This is a genomic window from Novosphingobium anseongense, from assembly GCF_037482895.1.
Lineage (GTDB): Bacteria > Pseudomonadota > Alphaproteobacteria > Sphingomonadales > Sphingomonadaceae > Novosphingobium > Novosphingobium anseongense.
Genome location: NZ_JBBHJZ010000001.1, coordinates 926,639 through 945,510, shown reverse-complemented (window position 1 = coordinate 945,510; position 18,872 = coordinate 926,639). Strand labels below are relative to the sequence as shown.

The 18,872-nt window shown below is 66.6% G+C and carries 18 protein-coding genes and 1 tRNA gene; 12 read left to right on the top strand and 7 right to left on the bottom strand.

The window, feature by feature from the left end; all coding sequences use genetic code 11:
- Positions 1-130: 130 nt before the first annotated feature.
- Positions 131-529: a MerR family transcriptional regulator gene (locus WG901_RS04555; RefSeq protein WP_339585821.1), complete on the bottom strand. Its 399-nt coding sequence runs from the start codon at positions 527-529 to the stop codon at positions 131-133.
- A 46-nt stretch (positions 530-575) separates the two neighbouring features.
- On the opposite strand from WG901_RS04555, the gene WG901_RS04550 reads away from it, so the two are divergent.
- From WG901_RS04550 to WG901_RS04540, 3 genes are all read left to right on the top strand, one after another.
- On the top strand, positions 576-1,328 hold the full coding sequence (locus WG901_RS04550; RefSeq protein ID WP_339585820.1) for a glutaredoxin family protein: 753 nt from the start codon (positions 576-578) through the stop codon (positions 1,326-1,328).
- 16 nt (positions 1,329-1,344) lie between these two features.
- Entirely contained in the window at positions 1,345-2,628 is a 1,284-nt protein-coding gene (locus tag WG901_RS04545; RefSeq protein ID WP_339585819.1) for a hypothetical protein, read from the top strand.
- Between the two features lie 80 nt (positions 2,629-2,708).
- Entirely contained in the window at positions 2,709-3,752 is a 1,044-nt protein-coding gene (locus WG901_RS04540) for a hypothetical protein (protein ID WP_339585818.1), read from the top strand.
- Here the strand turns inward: WG901_RS04540 and WG901_RS04535 are convergent.
- Both WG901_RS04535 and mutL read right to left on the bottom strand, forming a co-directional pair.
- Positions 3,710-4,162, bottom strand: coding sequence for a hypothetical protein (locus WG901_RS04535; protein WP_339585817.1), 453 nt, complete (start codon positions 4,160-4,162; stop codon positions 3,710-3,712). The genes WG901_RS04540 and WG901_RS04535 overlap by 43 nt on opposite strands.
- A 74-nt stretch (positions 4,163-4,236) precedes the next feature.
- Complete coding sequence (gene mutL, locus WG901_RS04530; RefSeq protein WP_339585816.1) at positions 4,237-6,072, bottom strand: DNA mismatch repair endonuclease MutL; 1,836 nt, start codon at positions 6,070-6,072, stop codon at positions 4,237-4,239.
- 188 nt (positions 6,073-6,260) lie between these two features.
- Here mutL and WG901_RS04525 point away from each other — a divergent pair, with 188 nt between their 5' ends.
- From WG901_RS04525 to WG901_RS04500, 6 genes are all read left to right on the top strand, one after another.
- Entirely contained in the window at positions 6,261-7,307 is a 1,047-nt protein-coding gene (locus WG901_RS04525) for a rod shape-determining protein (RefSeq protein ID WP_339585815.1), read from the top strand.
- A gap of 21 nt (positions 7,308-7,328) precedes the next feature.
- The gene (gene mreC / locus WG901_RS04520; protein WP_339585814.1) at positions 7,329-8,237 is read left to right on the top strand and encodes a rod shape-determining protein MreC; all 909 of its coding nucleotides are present in this window, start codon (positions 7,329-7,331) and stop codon (positions 8,235-8,237) included.
- Complete coding sequence (gene mreD, locus WG901_RS04515) at positions 8,237-8,794, top strand: rod shape-determining protein MreD (protein ID WP_339585813.1); 558 nt, start codon at positions 8,237-8,239, stop codon at positions 8,792-8,794. Before mreC ends, mreD begins: the two co-directional genes overlap by 1 nt.
- Entirely contained in the window at positions 8,791-10,884 is a 2,094-nt protein-coding gene (gene mrdA, locus WG901_RS04510; RefSeq protein ID WP_339585812.1) for a penicillin-binding protein 2, read from the top strand. The genes mreD and mrdA overlap by 4 nt, the downstream gene beginning before the upstream one ends.
- Entirely contained in the window at positions 10,881-11,993 is a 1,113-nt protein-coding gene (gene rodA, locus WG901_RS04505; protein WP_339585811.1) for a rod shape-determining protein RodA, read from the top strand. Before mrdA ends, rodA begins: the two co-directional genes overlap by 4 nt.
- A 198-nt stretch (positions 11,994-12,191) precedes the next feature.
- Positions 12,192-12,267, top strand: a tRNA-Lys gene (locus WG901_RS04500).
- A gap of 29 nt (positions 12,268-12,296) precedes the next feature.
- Here the strand turns inward: WG901_RS04500 and WG901_RS04495 are convergent.
- On the bottom strand, positions 12,297-12,449 hold the full coding sequence (locus WG901_RS04495; RefSeq protein ID WP_339585810.1) for a hypothetical protein: 153 nt from the start codon (positions 12,447-12,449) through the stop codon (positions 12,297-12,299).
- Positions 12,450-12,532: 83 nt separating this feature from the next.
- Positions 12,533-13,714 carry an acyl-CoA dehydrogenase family protein gene (locus WG901_RS04490; protein ID WP_339585809.1) on the bottom strand — a complete coding sequence of 394 codons (1,182 nt, stop codon included), beginning with the start codon at positions 13,712-13,714 and terminating at the stop codon, positions 12,533-12,535.
- A 104-nt stretch (positions 13,715-13,818) separates the two neighbouring features.
- Between WG901_RS04490 and WG901_RS04485 the strand changes: the two genes are divergently transcribed.
- The 3 genes from WG901_RS04485 to WG901_RS04475 are packed head-to-tail and all read left to right on the top strand — an operon-like array spanning position 13,819 to position 16,402.
- The gene (locus WG901_RS04485; RefSeq protein WP_339585808.1) at positions 13,819-14,808 is read left to right on the top strand and encodes a phosphotransferase family protein; all 990 of its coding nucleotides are present in this window, start codon (positions 13,819-13,821) and stop codon (positions 14,806-14,808) included.
- A gap of 11 nt (positions 14,809-14,819) precedes the next feature.
- Positions 14,820-15,989: an Rv3169 family protein gene (locus WG901_RS04480; RefSeq protein ID WP_339585807.1), complete on the top strand. Its 1,170-nt coding sequence runs from the start codon at positions 14,820-14,822 to the stop codon at positions 15,987-15,989.
- A 17-nt stretch (positions 15,990-16,006) separates the two neighbouring features.
- On the top strand, positions 16,007-16,402 hold the full coding sequence (locus tag WG901_RS04475; protein WP_339585806.1) for an MAPEG family protein: 396 nt from the start codon (positions 16,007-16,009) through the stop codon (positions 16,400-16,402).
- A gap of 249 nt (positions 16,403-16,651) precedes the next feature.
- On the opposite strand, the gene WG901_RS04470 is transcribed toward WG901_RS04475, so the two are convergent.
- Together WG901_RS04470 and WG901_RS04465 are read right to left on the bottom strand one after the other, a co-directional pair.
- Positions 16,652-18,181: an AMP-binding protein gene (locus tag WG901_RS04470; protein WP_339585805.1), complete on the bottom strand. Its 1,530-nt coding sequence runs from the start codon at positions 18,179-18,181 to the stop codon at positions 16,652-16,654.
- 11 nt (positions 18,182-18,192) lie between these two features.
- Positions 18,193-18,870, bottom strand: a complete 678-nt coding sequence (locus WG901_RS04465; RefSeq protein ID WP_339585804.1) for a TetR/AcrR family transcriptional regulator — start codon at positions 18,868-18,870, stop codon at positions 18,193-18,195.
- Positions 18,871-18,872 lie beyond the last annotated feature (2 nt).

Here is an 18,872-nt window from a genome sequence, read left to right as displayed (position 1 = left end):
GGGAGCTTGCCGAAGACCTGCCTCTTGAGCGGGGGCGGGGTACGGGGTGCAAGTCAGGACTTCGGCAAGCAATCGGATAACCCGTCGATCACTCGCGGGTTCCGGACAGCTCCATTTCGGTTGCGATGTTTCAGCGCTCGAAGGCCTCGATGATCGGGCATGGCCCTTCATCGGATTTCGCGCATTCGCGCGCCAGGCTTTCGAGCGAGCGCCGCGCGGCTTCGAGTTCGGCTATGCGGGCATCGAGTTCGACGATCCGCAGCCTCGCCATTTCGCGCGCCCGCGCCCGGTCGTTGCTGCGATCGAGTTCCAGCAGTTCGCGGATTTCCTCGAGCGCGAAGCCGGCGCGCTGGGCGCCGCGGATGAAGCGAAGCCGGCGCATCTCGTCGTCGCCGTAGTGCTTGCGGCCCGAGGACGTGGGAACCGAGCCCGGCCGCGGATCGAACAGCAGGCCCTTGCGCTGATAGAAGCGGACGGTCTCCACTCCCACCCGGGCGCTGCGCGCCAATTCCGAGATCGTGAGCGCCACTCGCTTGACTCCGTACCGTGGTACGGAAGCTATAGGCCGATTCGTCATGGAACGCCAAGCCGCCCCGCCCACCGCCACGCTCCATCGCATGGTCATGGACAAGCATGTCTGCCCCTGGGGGATCAGGGCCTTGCATCTGCTGCGCCGTAGCGGTTTCGCCGTCGAGGACCGCTGGCTGACCACGCGCGAGGCGACCGAGGTCTTCAAGGCCGAGCATGGCGTCAAGACGACGCCGCAGGTCTTCATCGACGGACAGCGGATCGGCGGTCACGACGATCTGCGCCGCCATCTCGGGCTCGCGGTCCGCGATCCGCATGCGACCAGCTACGTGCCGGTGATCGCAGTCTTCGCCACGGCCGCCGGTCTCGCTCTCGCCGCCTCCACGGCAGCATTCGGCACGCCGCTGACCGTCCGAGCCGGCGAATGGTTCGGCGCCTTCGCGATGATGATCCTCGCCATGCTCAAGCTGCAGGACGTCGACAGCTTCGCGACGATGTTCCTCGGCTACGATCTGCTGGCGAAGCGCTGGCTGCCCTATGCCTGGCTTTATCCCTTCCTCGAATGGACTGCAGGGGCGCTGATGGCGGCGCATTGGCTCGATGTCGTTTCGATCCCGATCGCCCTGTTCATCGGCACGGTGGGTGCGGTGTCGGTTTTTCGCGCGGTCTATGTCCAGAAGCGCGACATCAAATGCGCGTGCGTCGGCGGATCGAGCCGCGTACCGCTGGGTTTCGTCTCGCTCAGCGAGAACCTGGGCATGGTGGCCATGGCCGCCTGGATGCTCGGCAAGTACCTTTGACATGATGGAGAATGTGATGAAAACCGCTCTGCGGCTCACCGCCTGCGCGCTGGCGATGGGCTTCGCTGCATCCGCCGAGGCCCAGGACCACGATCACGGCGCGATGGATCATGCCGCCATGGGGCACGAGATGCCAGCCGAAGCAGGGGAAGAGATCGCCGAGGCGGTCCCTGCCGGCGCCAGCACGGGTTCGGGCACGGCGCTGCTGCCCGCCAACGAGTCGATGCGCGGCCTGCACCTGCCCACGGGCGACTGGATGGTCATGGCGCACGGCTTCGTCTCGGGCCAATATACCGACCACTCGGGCCCACGCGGCGACGACAAGGCCTACGTCACTTCGATGCTGATGGTCACTGGCGAGCGTGAGACGAGTTTCGGCCGCGTCCTGCTCAAGTCGATGCTCAGCCTCGAGCCGGCGATGGACGCGCGCGGCTATCCCAACCTGTTCGCCACGGGCGAGACTGCGCGCGGCGCTCCGCTGATCGATCGCCAGCATCCGCATGACCTGTTCATGGAACTGGCCGCGCGCGTCGATTTCGATCTGGGCGGCGACGACAAGCTGTTCCTTTACGGCGGCCCCGTCGGCGAGCCGGCGCTCGGCCCCAGCGCTTTCATGATGCGCGGTTCCGCACGCTACAATCCCGAACCGCCGATCACGCATCACTGGTTCGATTCTACGCACATCACCTATGGCGTCGTCACCGCGGGCTATTCCTCGCCGCTGTTCCAGCTCGAAGCCTCGGCCTTCCGGGGCGCCGAACCCGACGAGCACCGCTGGGGGATCGAGACTCCCAAGCTCGACTCCTGGTCCGTCCGCGCGACCCTGAGCCCCTCGCCTGCCTGGACCTTGCAGGCGAGCTACGGGCAGATTGAGCAGCCCGAGGAACTGCACCCGGGCGAGGACGAGCATCGCGTAACGGCCTCGGCGCATTACAATGATGGCAAGGGTTTCGCGGCGATGCTGGCCTTCAGCAACAAGGATCGCGTGCCCGGTGGTTCGCTGAGCGCCTGGCAGGCCGAAGCCAACTGGGACATCGACGATCGCAACACGCTGTTCGGCCGCTTCGAGAACGTCGCCAACGACGAGTTCTTCCCCGATCACGCCGATCCGCTGCACGATCAGGTCTTCCGCGTCAGCAAGTTTCAGCTCGGCTATGCGCGGCGCCTGCCGCTTGGGCCGTTCGAACTCGCGCTCGGCGGCTCGGCCGCGCTCTATGCGAAACCCGCGGCGCTCGACGCCGCCTATGGCGACACCCCCTGGGGCTATACGGTGTTCGCGCGCTTCATCCTGGGGCGTTGAGGCGCAACACTAAGATATATTCCAACCATACGGGAGCAAAAGGGGGGCGATAATCCCGCGGATAGAGCGCGTTGCGAGCCTTGAAGCGGGATGAGACCATAGCCGACCTTGCCCCTCTGGCAGCGCGCCCTGATGGCGCAGGCTCGTCGCGGCGGGCTCTGCCGCCGCCGGACGCGATCGCCGCGCTCGCGCGCGAGATCGAGTCCGGCCTGGCAGCCTGCGCGCCTCTCTCGCTCGGCGAGCATCCGATCGAAGCCTATCTGGCCTCATTCGCGGAGCTTCCTGCCGGCTCGCAGTATCATGCGATTCCGCCCGCAGCCCGGGCGACCTGCAGGGCGATCGAGGCCGCGGGCGGCGCCGAGGCGGTGGAGGCCTATCACCGCCTTGTCCTGCTTCACCTGATCATGGGCGTGATCGCCCGTGGTCCGTCGGCGCCGATGCATCTGACGCCCGAAGCCCTGGCCCTGCTAGACGTCTATCTAGCGCGCGTGGTGGCCGACGTGGCGAAGCCCCGCAAAGGCTTCTTCCGCCACGGCAACGATCAATTCGCCAAGGACTTTGCGGTCTGCCGCGGCCGCCTGCTGCCCTGTGGGGTCGAGGTGCTCGATCCGCTGGGCGGCATTCCGCGCCGTCTCGTGTTCAAGGGCCGCCAGGGTGCGGACCACTTGCGGCAGGCGGTGACCATGGCGCGTATGGCCTGGCGGCTCGGTGGGACGAAGGCGGTGTGGGGGCTCCATTTCGACCGCCGGCAGATCCAGAATTTCACCGCCAAAGGCTATGCCGATCTCTATCTGCGCGTAGCGGATCTGCTCGAGGCCAATCCAGAGATCCACGGCATCAGCAGTGGGTCATGGTGGCACGATCCGCGGGTCCTCGAGATTAGCCCCGAGCTGTCGTTCATCGGCACCATCCCTGAAAACGGCGGCGCCTTCCTGATCCGGGTCGGTGAGGATGACCGTACGACCAGCGATGCGCTGCGCTTCGCGCCCCAGCGTACTGCACTGCACAGGCTGGGCAAGTATCGCCCCTGCTTCTACATGCTGGCCTGGGCGCGGCGGGACGTGATCGCCTGGGCCGAAGCCTATCGCGCGGGTTCGGTGCAGCGCAGGATTCCGGTCGCCTGATAGACGATTCGCTCGAAGCTGTCCCGGATGGTCAGGCGATCGGGGCCCCGCGCGATCTGCGCCGATTGCTGCCGGCCGACGTATTTCGCGCGGATTCCTGCGGCGATGAGCGGGCTGCCGCTGTCCGAAGCGAGAATCGCCGGTTCGCCGTTGAGCTGGAATACGGCCTTGTCACTGCCGATGACGGCAAGTGGGAAAGCCCCGGGGTTGGGATCGGTGAAAAAGCCGCAGCCGTTGTCCGAAAGGTTGAAAACACGCCGCACGGTCGGATCGATCACACCCAGTTCGAGCGGTTGGATCGGCGGCTTGCGCTTTTGCGCCGCTTCGACCTCGGCAACCGCACGCGCATCGGCTGCGGCCTTCTCGGCGGGGGTCTGGCCACCGCAGGCGCTCAGCAGCGCGCACGGCATGATGATCGATAAAGCGAGCCGGGTTTTGTTCACGAGTGGACAATGCGCGACGCCGAGGCGTGGTTCCCGCGCGGTTACTTGCGGCCGAACAGCTTCTCGATGTCGCCGTGGGCCAGCTTCACCCAAGTCGGACGGCCGTGGTTGCACTGGCCCGAGCGCGGCGTGCGCTCCATCTCCCGCAGCAGCGCATTCATTTCCGCCACCGCCAGCACGCGTCCGGCCCGGACCGAGCCATGACAGGCCATGGTCGCAAGCACGTGTTCGAGCCGCTCACCAAGCAACAGGGCATCGCCGTTCTGCGCGAGGTCGTCGGCGATGTCGCGCACCAGCGCCTGGACGTCGCTCTTGCCCAGCGCGGTCGGCACCGCGCGCACGAGCATGGCCGCCGGGCCGAAGCGCTCGATCGCGAGGCCCAGCCCCGCAAGTTCTTCCGCCTTTTCCTCGAGCCGGTCGCAGGCGGGTTCCTCGAGATCGACGACTTCGGGCAGCAGCAGCGCCTGGCTCGCAGCGACCGCGCCCTGGGCACCCGCCGCGCGCAGGCGCTCGAGCACGAGCCGTTCGTGCGCAGCGTGCTGGTCGACGATGACCAGTCCGTCCTCGGCCTCGGCGACGATGTAAGTGCCTGCCACCTGCCCGCGTGCGACGCCGAGCGGGAATTGAACCGCTTCCTCTCCGATCTCCTCGGCCACCTCGGCGCGCGCCGCCGGTGGTGCCATCAGCGCCTGTTCGTAGCCGCGCCAGCTCTGTCCCGACTCGCTGAGGCGCGGCGCCGGGCGGTCGAAACTGGTGAACAGGCTGCCCAGCGGTGTCGGCGCCGGAGGCGTATAGGGCGCGGACGCGGTGACGGGCTCTACCTGCCAGTTGGCCATGGCGCCGGCGGCCGGGCTCTGCGCCGAACGCTGGCCCGAACTGTCGAGCGCGTGGCGCAGCGCACCGACGATGAAGCCGCGAACGAAGGCCGGATCGCGGAAGCGCACCTCGGTCTTGGCCGGATGGACGTTGACGTCGACCTCTTCGGGCGAAAGCTCGAGGAACAGCGCGAGCACGGCGTGACGGTCGCGCGCGAGCATGTCGGCATAGGCGCCGCGCACCGCGCCGATCAGCAGCCGGTCCTTCACGGGGCGGCCGTTGACAAACAGGTACTGGTGATCGGCGACGCCGCGATTGTAGGTGGGTAGGCCCGCCACCCCCGTGAGCCGTGCGGACCCGCGTTCTGCATCGATGACCACGCCATCGTCGGCAAGCTCGCGCGCGACGAGGCGGGAGACGCGCGCGGCCAGTGCCTCTTCGGGCTGAACCTGGAGCACGCGGCGGCCGTCGTGCTCGAGCGTGAAGCCGAGTTCGGGCCGTGCCATAGCGAGTCGCCGCACCACGTCGAGGCAGGCCGCATATTCGGCGCGCGGGGTGCGCAGGAACTTGCGTCGCACAGGAACCTTGCCGAACAGGTCCTCGACCCGGATGCGGGTGCCCGGTGGCAACGCGGCGGGGCCGTCGTCGGCGACCTGGCCGTGATCGACCACGCGCTTCCAGCCCTCCTGCCCGCGCGGCCGCGACTCGATCGAGAGACGCGCGACGCTGGCGATCGAGGGCAAGGCCTCACCGCGAAAGCCGAGCGTGCCGACCAGTTCGATGTGCTCGTCGGGTAGCTTCGAGGTGGCATGGCGTTCGAGCGCGAGCGCGATCTCGGCCGGGCCCATGCCACAGCCGTCGTCGGTCACCTCGATCAGGTCGAGCCCGCCGGCGGCGAGCCGCACGGTGATGTTGCTCGACCCCGCATCTATCGCGTTTTCGACCAGTTCCTTGAGTGCCGAGGCCGGACGCTCGACCACCTCGCCCGCGGCGATTCGGTTGACGAGTTCCTCGGGCAGGCGCCGGATGACCGGGGGGATTCTTGGTGAGCTTTCGGGCACTTCCACTGCATAGCGACGAAGTGCCGGAAATTCGAGACTGGGGCGCGAAAGCTATCCCCGGATTGCGCCACAAAATTTTGGCCTTTCGCCAAATGCTGCGCTAGGAAGCCGCCTTCCACGCTCACCAGCCGGCCTGCACGCCGCCGCGAGCCACGCGGTTAAGTGCCCGGCAAGTTACGGATTTTTCGATGGCTTCGTTGATGTCGCGATTCTTCAAGTTCGGTTCGCAGAACATGGCCATCGACTTGGGGACGGCGAATACCCTGGTCTACGTCCAGGATCGCGGCATCGTGCTCGACGAGCCTTCGGTCGTTGCGATCGAGACGATCAACGGCATCAAGAAGGTCAAGGCCGTCGGCGACGACGCCAAGATGATGATGGGCAAGACCCCCGACAACATCGAAGCGATCCGCCCGCTGCGCGACGGCGTCATCGCCGACATCGAAATCGCCGAAGAGATGATCAAGCATTTCATCCGCAAGGTGCACGGCAAGAAGAGCCTGTTCCGCTATCCCGAGATCGTGATCTGCGTGCCCTCAGGGTCGACCTCGGTCGAGCGCCGCGCGATTCGCGACGCCGCCTCGAACGCCGGCGCCAGCCAGGTCTACCTGATCCTCGAGCCGATGGCCGCGGCGATCGGCGCCGACATGCCCGTGACCGAGCCCGTCGGCTCGATGGTCGTCGACATCGGCGGCGGCACCACCGAAGTCGCAGTGCTCTCGCTGCGCGGCCTCGCCTACACGACCTCGGTCCGCGTCGGCGGCGACAAGATGGACGAGGCAATCGTCTCCTATGTCCGCCGCCACCACAACCTGCTGATCGGCGAATCGACCGCCGAGCGGATCAAGAAGGACTATGCGATCGCCATGGTCCCCGCCGACGGCGTGGGCGAGACGATCCACATCAAGGGCCGCGACCTCGTCAACGGCGTGCCCAAGGAAATCACGATCACCCAGGCGAACATCGCCGAAGCCCTGTCCGAGCCGATCGGCGCGATCATCGAGGGCGTGCGCATCGCTCTGGAAAACACCGCGCCCGAACTTGCAGCCGACATCGTCGACCAGGGCATCGTCCTGACCGGCGGCGGCGCGCTGATCCAGGGCCTCGACGAGTACCTGCGCGAAGAGACCGGCCTGCCCGTCTCGATCGCCGAGGACCCGCTGTCCTGCGTCGCGCTCGGCACCGGCCGCGCGATGGAAGACCCGGTCTATCGCGGCGTCCTGATGACCGCGTAATCGCCAGGAGGAGAAGGCTCCATGGCGCCGCCACCTAACCGGCGCTCCGGATATTCGCGCAGGGCGCAGTACGGCACGTTCTTCGGCTACATCGCCGGGATCGTCGGTGCGCTCGTCGGCGGCGGATTCCTGATCGTCTCGATTTTCGATTCCGGCAGTTTCGCCGGCCTGCGCGGTGTCGCGGCCGATGCCGCAGAACCCGGCGGCAAGGTCGTGGCCGAGAGCCGCGCCGCGAGCCAGAGCTTCTTCGACGTCGTGCGCGGCTATGCCGTTGCGGGCGTGCGCAACGCCAAGCTCGAACGCGAACTGGCCGAAGCGAAGATCCGCCTGGTCGAGGCGCAGGCGATCGCCGAAGAGAACGCGCGGCTCAAGGGGCTGCTCGGCCTGGTCCAGCAGGACCCGGCTCCCGTGGTGACGACCCAACTCGTCGCCGCGACGGGTGGTTCGACGCGCCGCTTTGCCACGCTCGGCGCGGGTTCGGGTCGCGGCGTCATGATCGGCATGCCGGTGCGTTCGCCGCTCGGCCTGGTCGGGCGCGTGCTCGAGGTCGGCAGTTCGACCGCGCGCGTGCTCCTGGTCACCGATACCGAAAGCGTCGTGCCGGTACGCCGCGCGCAGGACGGTGTCGCCGCTTTCGCCCAGGGGCTCGGCGATGGCCGGCTTCAACTGCGCCTGATCAACCTCGGGATCAATCCGCTCAAGCCCGGCGACGTATTCGTCACCTCGGGTTCGGGCGGGCTCTATCGGCCCGGCATCGCGCTTGCCGCGGTGACGAGCATCACGCGCGACGGCGCCATCGCCCGCGTGCTCGCCGATCCGGCGGCAACCGAGTTCGTCACCGTCGACCGCGTCTGGGCGCCCCAGCCCGAGCCGACGCCCGTCGCCTCGGGACCGGCCGCGCCGCCCCCGGCAGCCCCCGGCCCGCGCTGATGCCGTCGCGCCTGGTCAACGCCGTACAGAGCCGCTTTCGCCGGCGCATCAACCGGGCGCCCTCGCCCTTCGTTGCTCGCAGCGTACCCTGGCTGTCGATCATGTTCGCCTCGGTACTGCCCGCCTGGCTGTTCGTCGCCTCGGCGCCCTATGTGCCTCCCTTCGGCTTCCTGACGCTGCTCGCCTGGCGCCAGCTTCGCCCTGGGCTTCTGCCGGTCTGGGCCGGGTTTCCGCTGGGCTTCTTCGACGATCTCTACAGCGGCCAGCCGCTGGGCAGTGCGATCCTGCTGTGGTCGCTGGCGATGATCGTGCTCGAAGTCATCGAGCTGCGCTTCCCCTGGCGCAATTTTGCGCTCGAATGGGCGCTCGCGACGGCGCTGATCCTGGTCTACATCGTCGCGGCACTCGGCGCGGCCAATGCCGCCGGCGGCGGCGCCCATGTCGGCGTGCTCGCGCCGCAGGTAATCCTCGCGGTGCTCGTCTATCCCTTCGTCGGCCGGGTGGTGGCCGCCTTCGACAAGTTCCGGCTCATACCCTTCATGGACATGAGCCGATGAACTGGAAGGCGATCTGGCGGATGCCGACCACCAGCCCTGCCCTGCTGCGACAAAGCTTCGAGCGCCGCGTCGTCGTGCTCGGCGCGATCCAGGGCGGGCTCGGCGTGCTGCTGGCTAGCCGTCTCGCCTACCTGTCGGTCGCACAGAACGAGAAGTATCAGCTCGAGGCCGAGAGCAACCGCGTCAACCTGACCCTGATCCCCCCGCGGCGCGGTTGGGTGCTCGATCGCAACGGCGCGCCGCTCGCCTCGAACCGCGCGGATTTCCGCGTGGACGTCATTCCCGAGCGGCTGATCGACGCCGACAAGACGGTGAACCAGCTCGGTCAGCTGCTCCAGCTCACCGCGATCGAAGTTCAGGACCTCAAGGACAAGCTCGACAAGGCGCACGGCTTCCAGCCGGTCGAGGTCAAGTCGGGGCTCGACTGGGAGCGCTTCGCGGCGGTTTCCGTCCGTCTGCCCGACCTGCCCGGCGTGGTGCCGCAGCGCGGCTTCTCGCGCTATTATCCGACGGGTCCTTCGGTCGGTCACCTGATCGGCTATGTCGGCCCGGCCTCGGCCGAGGAATACGAGAAGGATCGCAATCCGCTGCTCGTCACGCCCGGCTACAAGGTCGGCAAGGACGGCATGGAGAAGCAGTTCGAGGAACTGCTGCGCGGCACGCCCGGCGCGCGGCGTGTCGAGGTGACCGCCTCGGGCCGCGTCGTCCGCGATCTCGACACGCGCGAGGACGTTCCCGGCAAGCCTTTGCATCTGACGATCAACGGCCCGCTCCAGGACTATGCGGCGCGGCGCCTGGGTCTCGAATCGGGGGCCGTGGTGGTTATGGACTGCCTGACCGGCGATCTGCTGACGATGGTATCGATGCCCAGCTTCGATCCCAACAGCTTTGCCGACGGCATCGGCCGCATCGAATGGAAGATGCTGTCCGACGACGATCACGTGCCGTTGCGCAACAAGGTGCTGCGCGGCCTGTTTCCGCCGGGCTCGACGGTCAAGCCGATGGTGGCGCTCGCCTTCCTCGAGGCGGGCCTCTCGCCCGATGCCTCGGTCGGCTGCGGTGGCGGTCTGCGTGTCGGCAACCGCGTGTTCCACTGCTGGAACCGCCGCGGTCACGGCACGGTCAACATGGCCAAGGGCATCTATCAGTCCTGCGACGTCTACTTCTATCATTTCGCCCAGCAGATCGGCATGGAGAAGATCGCGGCCATGGCCAAGCGCCTGGGCCTGGGCCAGCAGTTCGAGCTGCCCGTGGTCGGCCAGTCCTATGGCACGGTTCCCGATCCCGCCTGGAAGATGAAGAAGTACGGCAAGGAATGGGCCGTCTTCGATACGGTCAACGCGACGATCGGTCAGGGCTACATGCTCGTGAACCCACTGCAGCAGGCAGTCATGGCCGCGCGGCTCGCGAGCGGCATGGAGCTGATGCCGAGGCTGCTCTACGACAAGAACCCGCCGCAGCCCAAGTCGCTGGGCATTCCGCAGGAACACCTCGACTACATCCACCAGGCGATGAGCGACGTGGTCAACGGTCCGGGCACCGCCGGTCGCGCGCGGCTGCCGATCGAAAACGTCCTGCTGGCGGGCAAGACCGGCACGGCGCAGGTCGTCGGCCTCAACATATCGAGCGGCAAGGGCGGCCTGTGGAAGCACCGCGATCACGGCCACTTCATCTGCTTCGCGCCTTTCGACAAGCCGCGTTATGCCTGCGCCGTGGTGATCCAACACGGCGGCGGTTCGGGCGCGGCCTATCCGGTGGCGCGCGACGTCATGACCTATCTGTTCGATCCCGGTAAGGCGATGGACGTGCTGCTCGAGATGGAAAAGGGCTGGGGTGGTACGCCGCAGGAGCGCATGGCCGCCAAATATGCGTCCTACTCGGCGCAGTACGGCGCGCGCGCGCCGGTGGTATCGCCCCAGGCGCAGGAAAGCGCGGCAGCGGCGGCGGACGAGCCCGTGGCGCCGCGATCGCAGCCCGAGGTGCGTGACGCTCAGACGCCGCCACCCGAACCCGTGATCGAGGCTCCGACCCCTGCTCCTGCCGCACGCCCCTCCCCGGCACCGGCGCCCACGATCGTGCTGCCGCAATGAGCCGGTCGATCGTCCCCGTTCAGGTCGCGCGGCAGCCGTGGCAGATGATCCTGCCGCTCACCGCGCTGGTCCTGTTCGGATCGGCCGTGCTCTATTCCGCCGCGGGCGGACACCTCCAGCCTTGGGCGGTGACGCATGTCATCCGCTTTGCGGTGTTCCTCGGCATGGCCGTGGTCATGTCGCGCTTCTCGCGCGAGCTGTTCAAGCTCGGTTCCTATCCGATCTACTTCGCGGTCCTGATTCTGCTGATCCTGGTGGAAATGCTCGGCGCGATCGGCGGCGGCAGTCAGCGATGGCTCAATCTCGGCTTCATGACCCTGCAGCCGTCCGAACTGATGAAACCGGCGATCGTGCTGGTGCTCGCGCGGTTCTTCGATGCCTTGCCCGCGCCGATGACGGCAAGCTGGCGCGGGCTCGTACCCGCCGGCGGTCTGATCGCCGTGCCGGCGGCCTTCGTCATCATCCAGCCCGATCTCGGTACGGCGCTGGCGATCTGCTTCGGCGGTGTCGTCGTGATGTTCCTCGCGGGGCTGCCGCTGCGCTGGTTCGTGGCGGGCGGCCTCGCCGGCATGATCATCGCGCCGCTGGCCTATTTCTTCGGGCTGCACGACTATCAGCGCAAGCGCGTGCTGATCTTCATGGACCCCGAGAGCGACCCGCTCGGTTCGGGCTATCACATCACCCAGTCGAAGATCGCGATCGGTTCGGGCGGCATCTTCGGCAAAGGCTTCGGCAACGGTTCGCAGAGCCATCTCGAATACCTGCCCGAATCGCACACCGACTTCGTCTTCGCGACGATGGCCGAGGAATGGGGGCTGGTCGGCGGCCTCTTCGTGCTGCTGGTCTTCGCGCTGGTGCTGCGCTGGGGGATCGGCATTGCGCGCCGCGCGCCCGATCGCTTTTCGCAGCTCCTCGCCGCCGGCATGGTCGCAACGATATTCTTCTACGCGATGATCAACACGATGATGGTCATGGGCCTGGCGCCCGTCGTCGGAATTCCGCTGCCCTTCATGAGTCATGGCGGTTCGTCGATGATGACCAACATGATCTGCATCGGCACGCTGATGGCGATCGATCGCTGGCGCGTGCGACCTGCGGGGCTCTCGTGAGGGCATGATTCCGAACACGATCGACCGATTCGGCCGAAATTCGACGAAGAAATTCAATATTTCCTATATATTTCAAATATTTGAAAAATAATCGAAACACCCCCTTCCCAGCCGCCGAACAATCGCTATTAGGAGCGCTCCCGAGCGATCGGGCCCGAGCAATCGGCCTGATCGATCGAGTGTCGGAAACGGCAGTGTGGACGCATAGCTCAGTTGGTAGAGCAGCTGACTCTTAATCAGCGGGTCCTTGGTTCGAGCCCAAGTGCGTCCACCACCTTCCTCTGAAATCGATGGCAAAGACGGTCAGTGGACCGCAGGTGGATCGCTTGCGGGGAAGCTTTCTTCGAGCGCTTCGTCGAGCGCCTCGTCCAGATGTTGCTTGCGTTCGCGTTCGGCCTGTTCGGCGGCGGGAGTAAGTGGGCCGGGCTGCTTGTCAGGCTGTTTGGGCGTGGTCACGCGAGGTCCTCCGGACGGATCGTCGCGCCGGAGGATGACTCGCATCCCTGCCGAAAGATAGGCCTACCAACGGATAGGCTGACTCAGGCCTTCTTGACGATATTGCTCGGCACCAGGGTCGGCTGCCCGTGCAGCAACTGGTTGGCGATGATCGCATAGTGGATCTCGCTCGCACCCTCGGCGACGCATTGGGCGCGGGCGTCGCGCATGTAGCGGTTGACCCCGGTCGAATCCATAATGCCGCTGCCGCCCCAGAGCTGGAGCAGCTTCACGCAGACGTCGAAAGCGGTCTCGCAGATGAAGGTCTTGCAGACGTTCGACTGGGCCGGCGCCATGGCCCCTGCCTCGAAGGCGCGGACCGTATCGTAAAGCAGTGCGCGGCAGGCGGCGATCTTGGCGTGGCTCTCGGCCAGCCAATAGGCGACGGGCTGCAGTTCGGACATGTCGCGGCCATAGAGCCGGCGCTGCTTCACATAGTCGAGTGTCTTGTCGAACAGCCCCTGCGCGCAGCCGACCGAGACTGCGCAATGCGCGAGCAGGTTGGCGGTGTTCGCGGCGCGGTGCGAGAAGCCGCCGCTGAGCAGGTCGCCGAGGATATCGTCGGAGGCGAGATGGACGTTGTCGAACGAGATCGGGCCGGTGTTGGTGCCGCGCCAGCCGAGCTTGTGCTCGTAGGGGGCGACCTGGAAGCCCGCGTCTTCGGCCTCGACGATCACGCAGCCGTAGCCTTCGTTGCCGTCGCGGTCGCGGGTCTTGCACATGACGAGATAGGTCTGGGCTGAGCCCTGGGTGCAGAACAGCTTGGCGCCGTCGAGCCGCCAGCCCGTGCCGTCGGCGTCGGGCACGGCCCGCGTCAGGTGCGCGGCGACGTTCGCCGCCCCGCCCGGCTCGCTCTGCGAATAGGCCATCAGCCGTTCGCCCGTGACCGCGCGTGGCAGGATGCGCTGCTTCTGCTCTTCGGTGCCGAGGATCTCGACCGTCTTCGGACAGAGCACCATCTGCACGGTCAGCATGCCGGCGAAGGCCGGGCTGGCCTTGGCGATCTCCTCGCTGACCAGGCAGACCGAGACCAGGTCTGCGCCCACGCCGCCGTAAGCCTCGCTGGTATAGAGTCCGTAGAGACCGAGTTCGGCCGCCTTGGCGACGAGTTCGTCAGGCGTCCGTTCCTCCATGTCGATGCGGTTGGCCACGGGCTCGACCTCCTTGCGCGCAAAGGTCTCCGCCATGTCGCGCAGGGCGCGCTGGTCGTCGTTAAGCCAGTCCATCGAATCCCGTCCTTCGATTGTCGTATCGTTGCCACGGTATAAAATGAATCATGGCAAGTGCAATTCATTGCGTGTGGACAGCCCTTCTGATCGCCCGCATAGAAATGACCATGATCGCCGACCTCGACCAGACGACCCGCGTACTGCAAGCGATGCTGCCCGAGGGTGCGACGATAACCGGTGTGAAGCCACTGACCACCGGCTTTTCCAACGAGACCTACCTGATCGAAGGCGCCGACCTGATCTTGCGGTTGCCGCCTTCGGCCGGGGCTATGCTCGACGGTCACGACGTCATCGCCCAGGCGGCGATCTACAGCGAACTCGGCCATGCCCCCGGCGCGCCCCCCGTCCCGCGGATCGTCCTGGCGAGCGAGGATATGGATGCGCTCGGCGTGCCGTTCTTCGTGATGGAGCGCGTCGCGGGAGAATCGATCCACGACCTCGATCTCCAGCCCTGGTTCGTCGATGGCAGCGAAGCCTTCCGTCGCGATGTCGCGCAGCGCTGGGTCTCGGCCTTCGGCTCGCTGGCGAAATTGCGGCCGCTCGACGTGCTCGGTGCGCCGGTTTCGCCGGAAGACGACGCGCGCATGTGGCGTGCCTTTGCCGCGTCGGCGAATAGCCCCGCCCTCGTCGCGCAGTACGATCGCCTGCTGGCCCGCCCCGCCCCGCGCAGCGGCGTGCCGGCCGTGGTTCACGGCGATACCAAGCTGTCGAACCTGATGTGGCAGGCCGGTCAGGTCAGCGCCGTGCTTGACTGGGAAATGGCGCTGAACGGCGAGCCGCTCGCCGATCTCGGCTACATGCTCTACGGTTTCGCCAGCGATTATCACGGCGCGACGACGCCGCAGAAACAGCCCGGCATGCCCGATCGCGCGCAGGTCATCGCCTGGTGGGAAGAAGCCTCGGGCCGCTCGGCCGAAGGCGTGTTCTGGCACGAGATTGCGCAGATCGGAAAGATCACCGCGATCATCGCCGAAGGCACCGCGATGTGGCTGACCGGCCGCAGCCAGGACCCCAAGCTCGCCTACTTCGCGAAGAATCTCGATTACTATCTCGGCGTCATGACGACGATGCTCGACGGCGGCGACTTCTAAGAGGAATTCCCATGATCCCGACCATCGCGCCGCTGACGCCTGCGGACGAATTCCTGAATCACCAGATCGTCAACACTCACGCCACGGTAGGAACGGCCGACCGCGCCTGGACCGAGAAGGTCTGGTTCATGCTGGCGCGCAAGGATGGCTCGCTCGCCGCGAGCTTCGGCCTGGGCAAGTACACCAACCGCAACGTGCTCGACGGTTTCGCCGGAATCCAGAAGGGCACGCAACAGCGGACCGTGCGCGCGAGCCGGGTGCTGCGGCCGCGGCTAGAGGAAACCGCGGTCGGGCCGCTGTCCTACGAGGTGATCGAGCCGTTCAAGGCGGTGCGCATCTCGCTCGCGCCCAACGCAGCACAGCCGATCGCCTTCGACCTGGTCTTCACATCGACGATGCCGGCCTTCTTCGAAAAGCGCGACACGGTCTTCGCCGCGGGTCGCGCTGCCTCCGACGTCATCCGCTATCACCAGGCCGGCACGATTACGGGATGGATCGAGATAGAGGGCGAGCGACAGTCCGTGGAGCCCGAGGACTGGTTCGGCTTCCGCGATCATTCGTGGGGTGTCCGCGAACACGTCGGCAAGGATCCGAGCGACCTCGTGCCCGGCAATGTCGGCGCGACCGGCGGCAGCAAGGCGGGGCAGGCCTACCACTTCAACTGGCTGGTCTCGCAGATCGATCGGCCCGACGGCACCTCCTACGACCTCGCCTACTACTTCCGCGACTTCGGCGGCGAAGGTCCGCCCGAATTCTTCAGCGGCTACATCAACGAGAGCGACGGCACGCAGATCCCGATCCTCCATCTCTATCCCGAGATCGCCTATCGTCAGGGCGACAAGGCGGCGATGCACGGGCGGATCACCGCCGTGCTCGCGGGCAAGGGAAAGTCGGTCGAGGAGCGCGTGTTCGAGATCGAGGCGCTCGACCCCGAGATGGGCTTCCGCCTGCTGCCGGGCATGTACGGCCCGTGGAAGGACCAGATCCACGGCAGCTTCAAGGGCGAGGATTTCCTCGACGGCGAATGCGTGGAAGACGTCAACGCGCCCGAGAAGACCGCCGAGAACTACCGCTGGCAGATCCGCGACCGGCCTGTCCGTATTCGCGAAGGTGCCAACAGCGGCTATGGCGACATGGAGAGCATCATCATCGGCGACTATCCCGGGGTGACGCTGGTTTGAGCAACGGAGGGGGCACAATGCATACCGAGATTCTGATCCTGGCCTGGGGCGCGGTGCTGCTCTTCGTCCACATCTTCGCCGCGGGGCACGTCAAGACGCGCCAGTACGGCACCAAATGGAACACCGGCGCGCGTGACGAGGCGCTGCCGCCGATGGACCCGATCGTCGGCCGGCTCGTCCGCGCCCAGGCGAACTACCAGGAGACCTTCCCGATCGCGATCGCGGCCCTGCTCGGCGTGGTTGTCGCTGGACGGACCGGTGACACGACCGCGCTTGGCGGTTGGATCTGGCTGGGCGCGCGCGTGGCCTATCTGCCGCTCTATGCGGTGGGCGTGCCCGTGGTGCGTTCGCTGGTGTTCCTCGTCAGCGTCGTCGGGCTGGCGATGGTGCTCTGGCCGCTGCTGGGGGGCTGACTTCGGTCCCTTGCGGGCGGGGTGAACACGGGCCCGCTCCACAAGCGATCTCGTCACCCTTTTCCAACCAACCCAGTCAGCCTGAACTTGTTTCAGGGGCCATCGAGCCGGAAGCGCGTGTCTGCGAAGACGATCGGTGGCGCGGTCGTGCTGCTGATCGGAGCGTCGGTTACGGCGGAGGAATGGACCCTGAAACAAGTTCAGGGTGACGGTTGAGGAGATGGGGTGATCATATTCCGCAAGGGCTGATCACGTCCAATACTGGTCGCGCAGCGCTTTCTTGTAGAGCTTGCCCGTGGGCAGCCGCGGCAGCGCCTCGGTGAAGTCGACCGTCCGCGGCGTGAGCTGGCGGCCGAGTCTTTCGCGGACGAAATCGCGGATCTCTTCGGCGAGCTCGGCCGACGGCAAGATGCCTGCGGCCGGCTCCACTACGGCCTTGACCTCTTCGCCGAGTTCCTCGTTGGGCACGCCGATCACCGCGACGTCGGCGATCTTGGGGTGCAGCGCCAGCGCATCTTCGATCTGCTGCGGGTAGATGTTGACCCCGCCCGAGATGATCATGAAGGCCTTGCGGTCGGTCAGGTAGAGGTAGCCCTCTTCGTCGAGGTAGCCGACGTCGCCGACGGTCGCCCACTCGGCGTGTTCGGGATGCGAGGCACCGACGGTCTTGCCATCGTCCTTGTGGTAGGAAAAGCGTGTGCCGGTCTGCGCCTCGCCATAGATGATCCCCGGCTCGCCCGGCTGCAGTTCGCGGCCTTCTTCGTCGCAGATGTGGAAGGGCTTGCCCTGCGACCGGCCGACCGAGCCCGGATGGTCGAGCCAGTCCCGGCTGCCGATCTTGGCGAAGCCCGCCATTTCGGTCGAGGAATAGAACTCCTCGATGATCGGTCCCCACCAGGCGATCATCTGGCGCTTGACCTCGACCGGACACGGCGCCGCGGCGTGGATCGCGCTGCGCTGGCTCGACAGGTCGTAACGCGCGCGAATCTCGGGATCGAGCTTGAGCATGCGCACGAACATCGTCGGCACCCACAGCGAGTGCGTGACCTTGTGACGATCGATCAGGTCGAGCGCTGCCTCGGCGTCGAACTTGTCCATCATCACGACGGTGCCGCCGGCCTGGGTGACGCCGGTGACGTAGCCCGCGGGCGCCGAGTGATAGAGCGGCGCAGGCGAGAGGTAGACGCTGTCGCCGTCGATACCGAACATGCCGACAGTCGCCTTCATGCCCGGATTGCCGTCCCTGGCCGAAAGATCGGCGAGCGGCCGCTTGATGCCCTTGGGCTTGCCGGTGGTGCCCGACGAATAGAGCATGAAGGTGCCCAGCGGCTCTTCGGCCAAGGGTTCGGCCGGATGCTGCGCGATCGCGGTTTCGTAATCGTCGAAGCCCGGCAGCGCGCCGCCGACCGACAGCTTGACCTCGCATCGCGCGGCGAGCCGGCCGAGCTCTTCGGACTGGTCGAGCGCGGCCGAAGCGATCAACACGCGCGCATCGCAGTCGTCGACGATATAGGCGGCCTCGGCCGCGGGCAGGAAGCGGTTGATCGGCGTGATGTAGAGCCCCGAGCGCATGCCCGCCCAGATCACCTCGAAGAAGGCCAGGTGGTTCTCGAGATAGAGCGCGATATGGTCGCCGCGGCGCAGGCCCTGCGCGTACAGCAGCTGCGCAAGCTGGTTCGAACGGTCGTCGAGCGCCTTGTAGGTCAGGCTCTCGCCTGTCGCGGGGCGCAGGACCGCCAGCTTGTCAGGCTGGGTCCGGGCATGGGTGCCGATGTACACGTGAATTCTCCCTATCGCGCCGCGGCGCGTCTGCTGGCGATCACTGCCGCGAGGACTTCGGCCTCGGCCTCGACCAGGCCGCGGACATAAGCGCGCTGGTCGGCCTCGGCCGCGCCGCCCGTGATGATCCGGAACTGCGGATTGGTCACCACCGTGGCCATGCGCTCGAGCCCGGTGAGCAGGACACAGGCCACGTTGGTCTCTGCCAGTTCGCCGCCCGAGCAGAACTGCGTGGCGAGCAGGTCGATCAGCGGCTTGGTCACATCGTTGCGATAGCGCAGCACGCGCAGGTCACCGTCGTCGGCCATGGCGTTGCGCATGTGCAGCAGCCGCGCATGCTTCTGCCAGAAGGCATAGTGCGCGCGCAGGAATGTCAGGCAGGAGGCGTGCAGTTCCGCGTCGGGCCAGCGCTGGCGCAGCCGTGCGAGATAGGCTTCCTCGGCCGTGTCCATCACGCGCGCGAGCGCGGCGAGCAGCAGTTCGGCCATGTCGGGAAAGTAGAGGTAGACGTTGGGCGGCCGAACCTGCGCTTCCTTGGCGACGCCGCTGACGGTGACCGGCGGCCCATCGGGATCGGCAAGCAGATGGAGCATTGCCGAGATGATCCGCTCGCGCGTCTCCTGTCCCTTACGGCCGAGCTTCTGGCCGATCTGGTTGTGGCTGATCGGACGCTGTGCGGCAGTGGCCATCG

Coding starts and splice junctions, on each gene's coding strand:
- mreD (WP_339585813.1), top strand. CDS start 8,237: ATGCCGTCGCGCCTGGTCAACGCCGTACAGAGCCGCTTTCGCCGGCGC.
- WG901_RS04550 (WP_339585820.1), top strand. CDS start 576: ATGGAACGCCAAGCCGCCCCGCCCACCGCCACGCTCCATCGCATGGTC.
- mrdA (WP_339585812.1), top strand. CDS start 8,791: ATGAACTGGAAGGCGATCTGGCGGATGCCGACCACCAGCCCTGCCCTG.
- WG901_RS04465 (WP_339585804.1), bottom strand. CDS start 18,870: ATGGCCACTGCCGCACAGCGTCCGATCAGCCACAACCAGATCGGCCAG.
- WG901_RS04535 (WP_339585817.1), bottom strand. CDS start 4,162: ATGCCGTGCGCGCTGCTGAGCGCCTGCGGTGGCCAGACCCCCGCCGAG.
- WG901_RS04545 (WP_339585819.1), top strand. CDS start 1,345: ATGAAAACCGCTCTGCGGCTCACCGCCTGCGCGCTGGCGATGGGCTTC.
- WG901_RS04490 (WP_339585809.1), bottom strand. CDS start 13,714: ATGGACTGGCTTAACGACGACCAGCGCGCCCTGCGCGACATGGCGGAG.
- WG901_RS04525 (WP_339585815.1), top strand. CDS start 6,261: ATGGCTTCGTTGATGTCGCGATTCTTCAAGTTCGGTTCGCAGAACATG.
- mreC (WP_339585814.1), top strand. CDS start 7,329: ATGGCGCCGCCACCTAACCGGCGCTCCGGATATTCGCGCAGGGCGCAG.
- rodA (WP_339585811.1), top strand. CDS start 10,881: ATGAGCCGGTCGATCGTCCCCGTTCAGGTCGCGCGGCAGCCGTGGCAG.
- WG901_RS04485 (WP_339585808.1), top strand. CDS start 13,819: ATGACCATGATCGCCGACCTCGACCAGACGACCCGCGTACTGCAAGCG.
- WG901_RS04475 (WP_339585806.1), top strand. CDS start 16,007: ATGCATACCGAGATTCTGATCCTGGCCTGGGGCGCGGTGCTGCTCTTC.
- WG901_RS04480 (WP_339585807.1), top strand. CDS start 14,820: ATGATCCCGACCATCGCGCCGCTGACGCCTGCGGACGAATTCCTGAAT.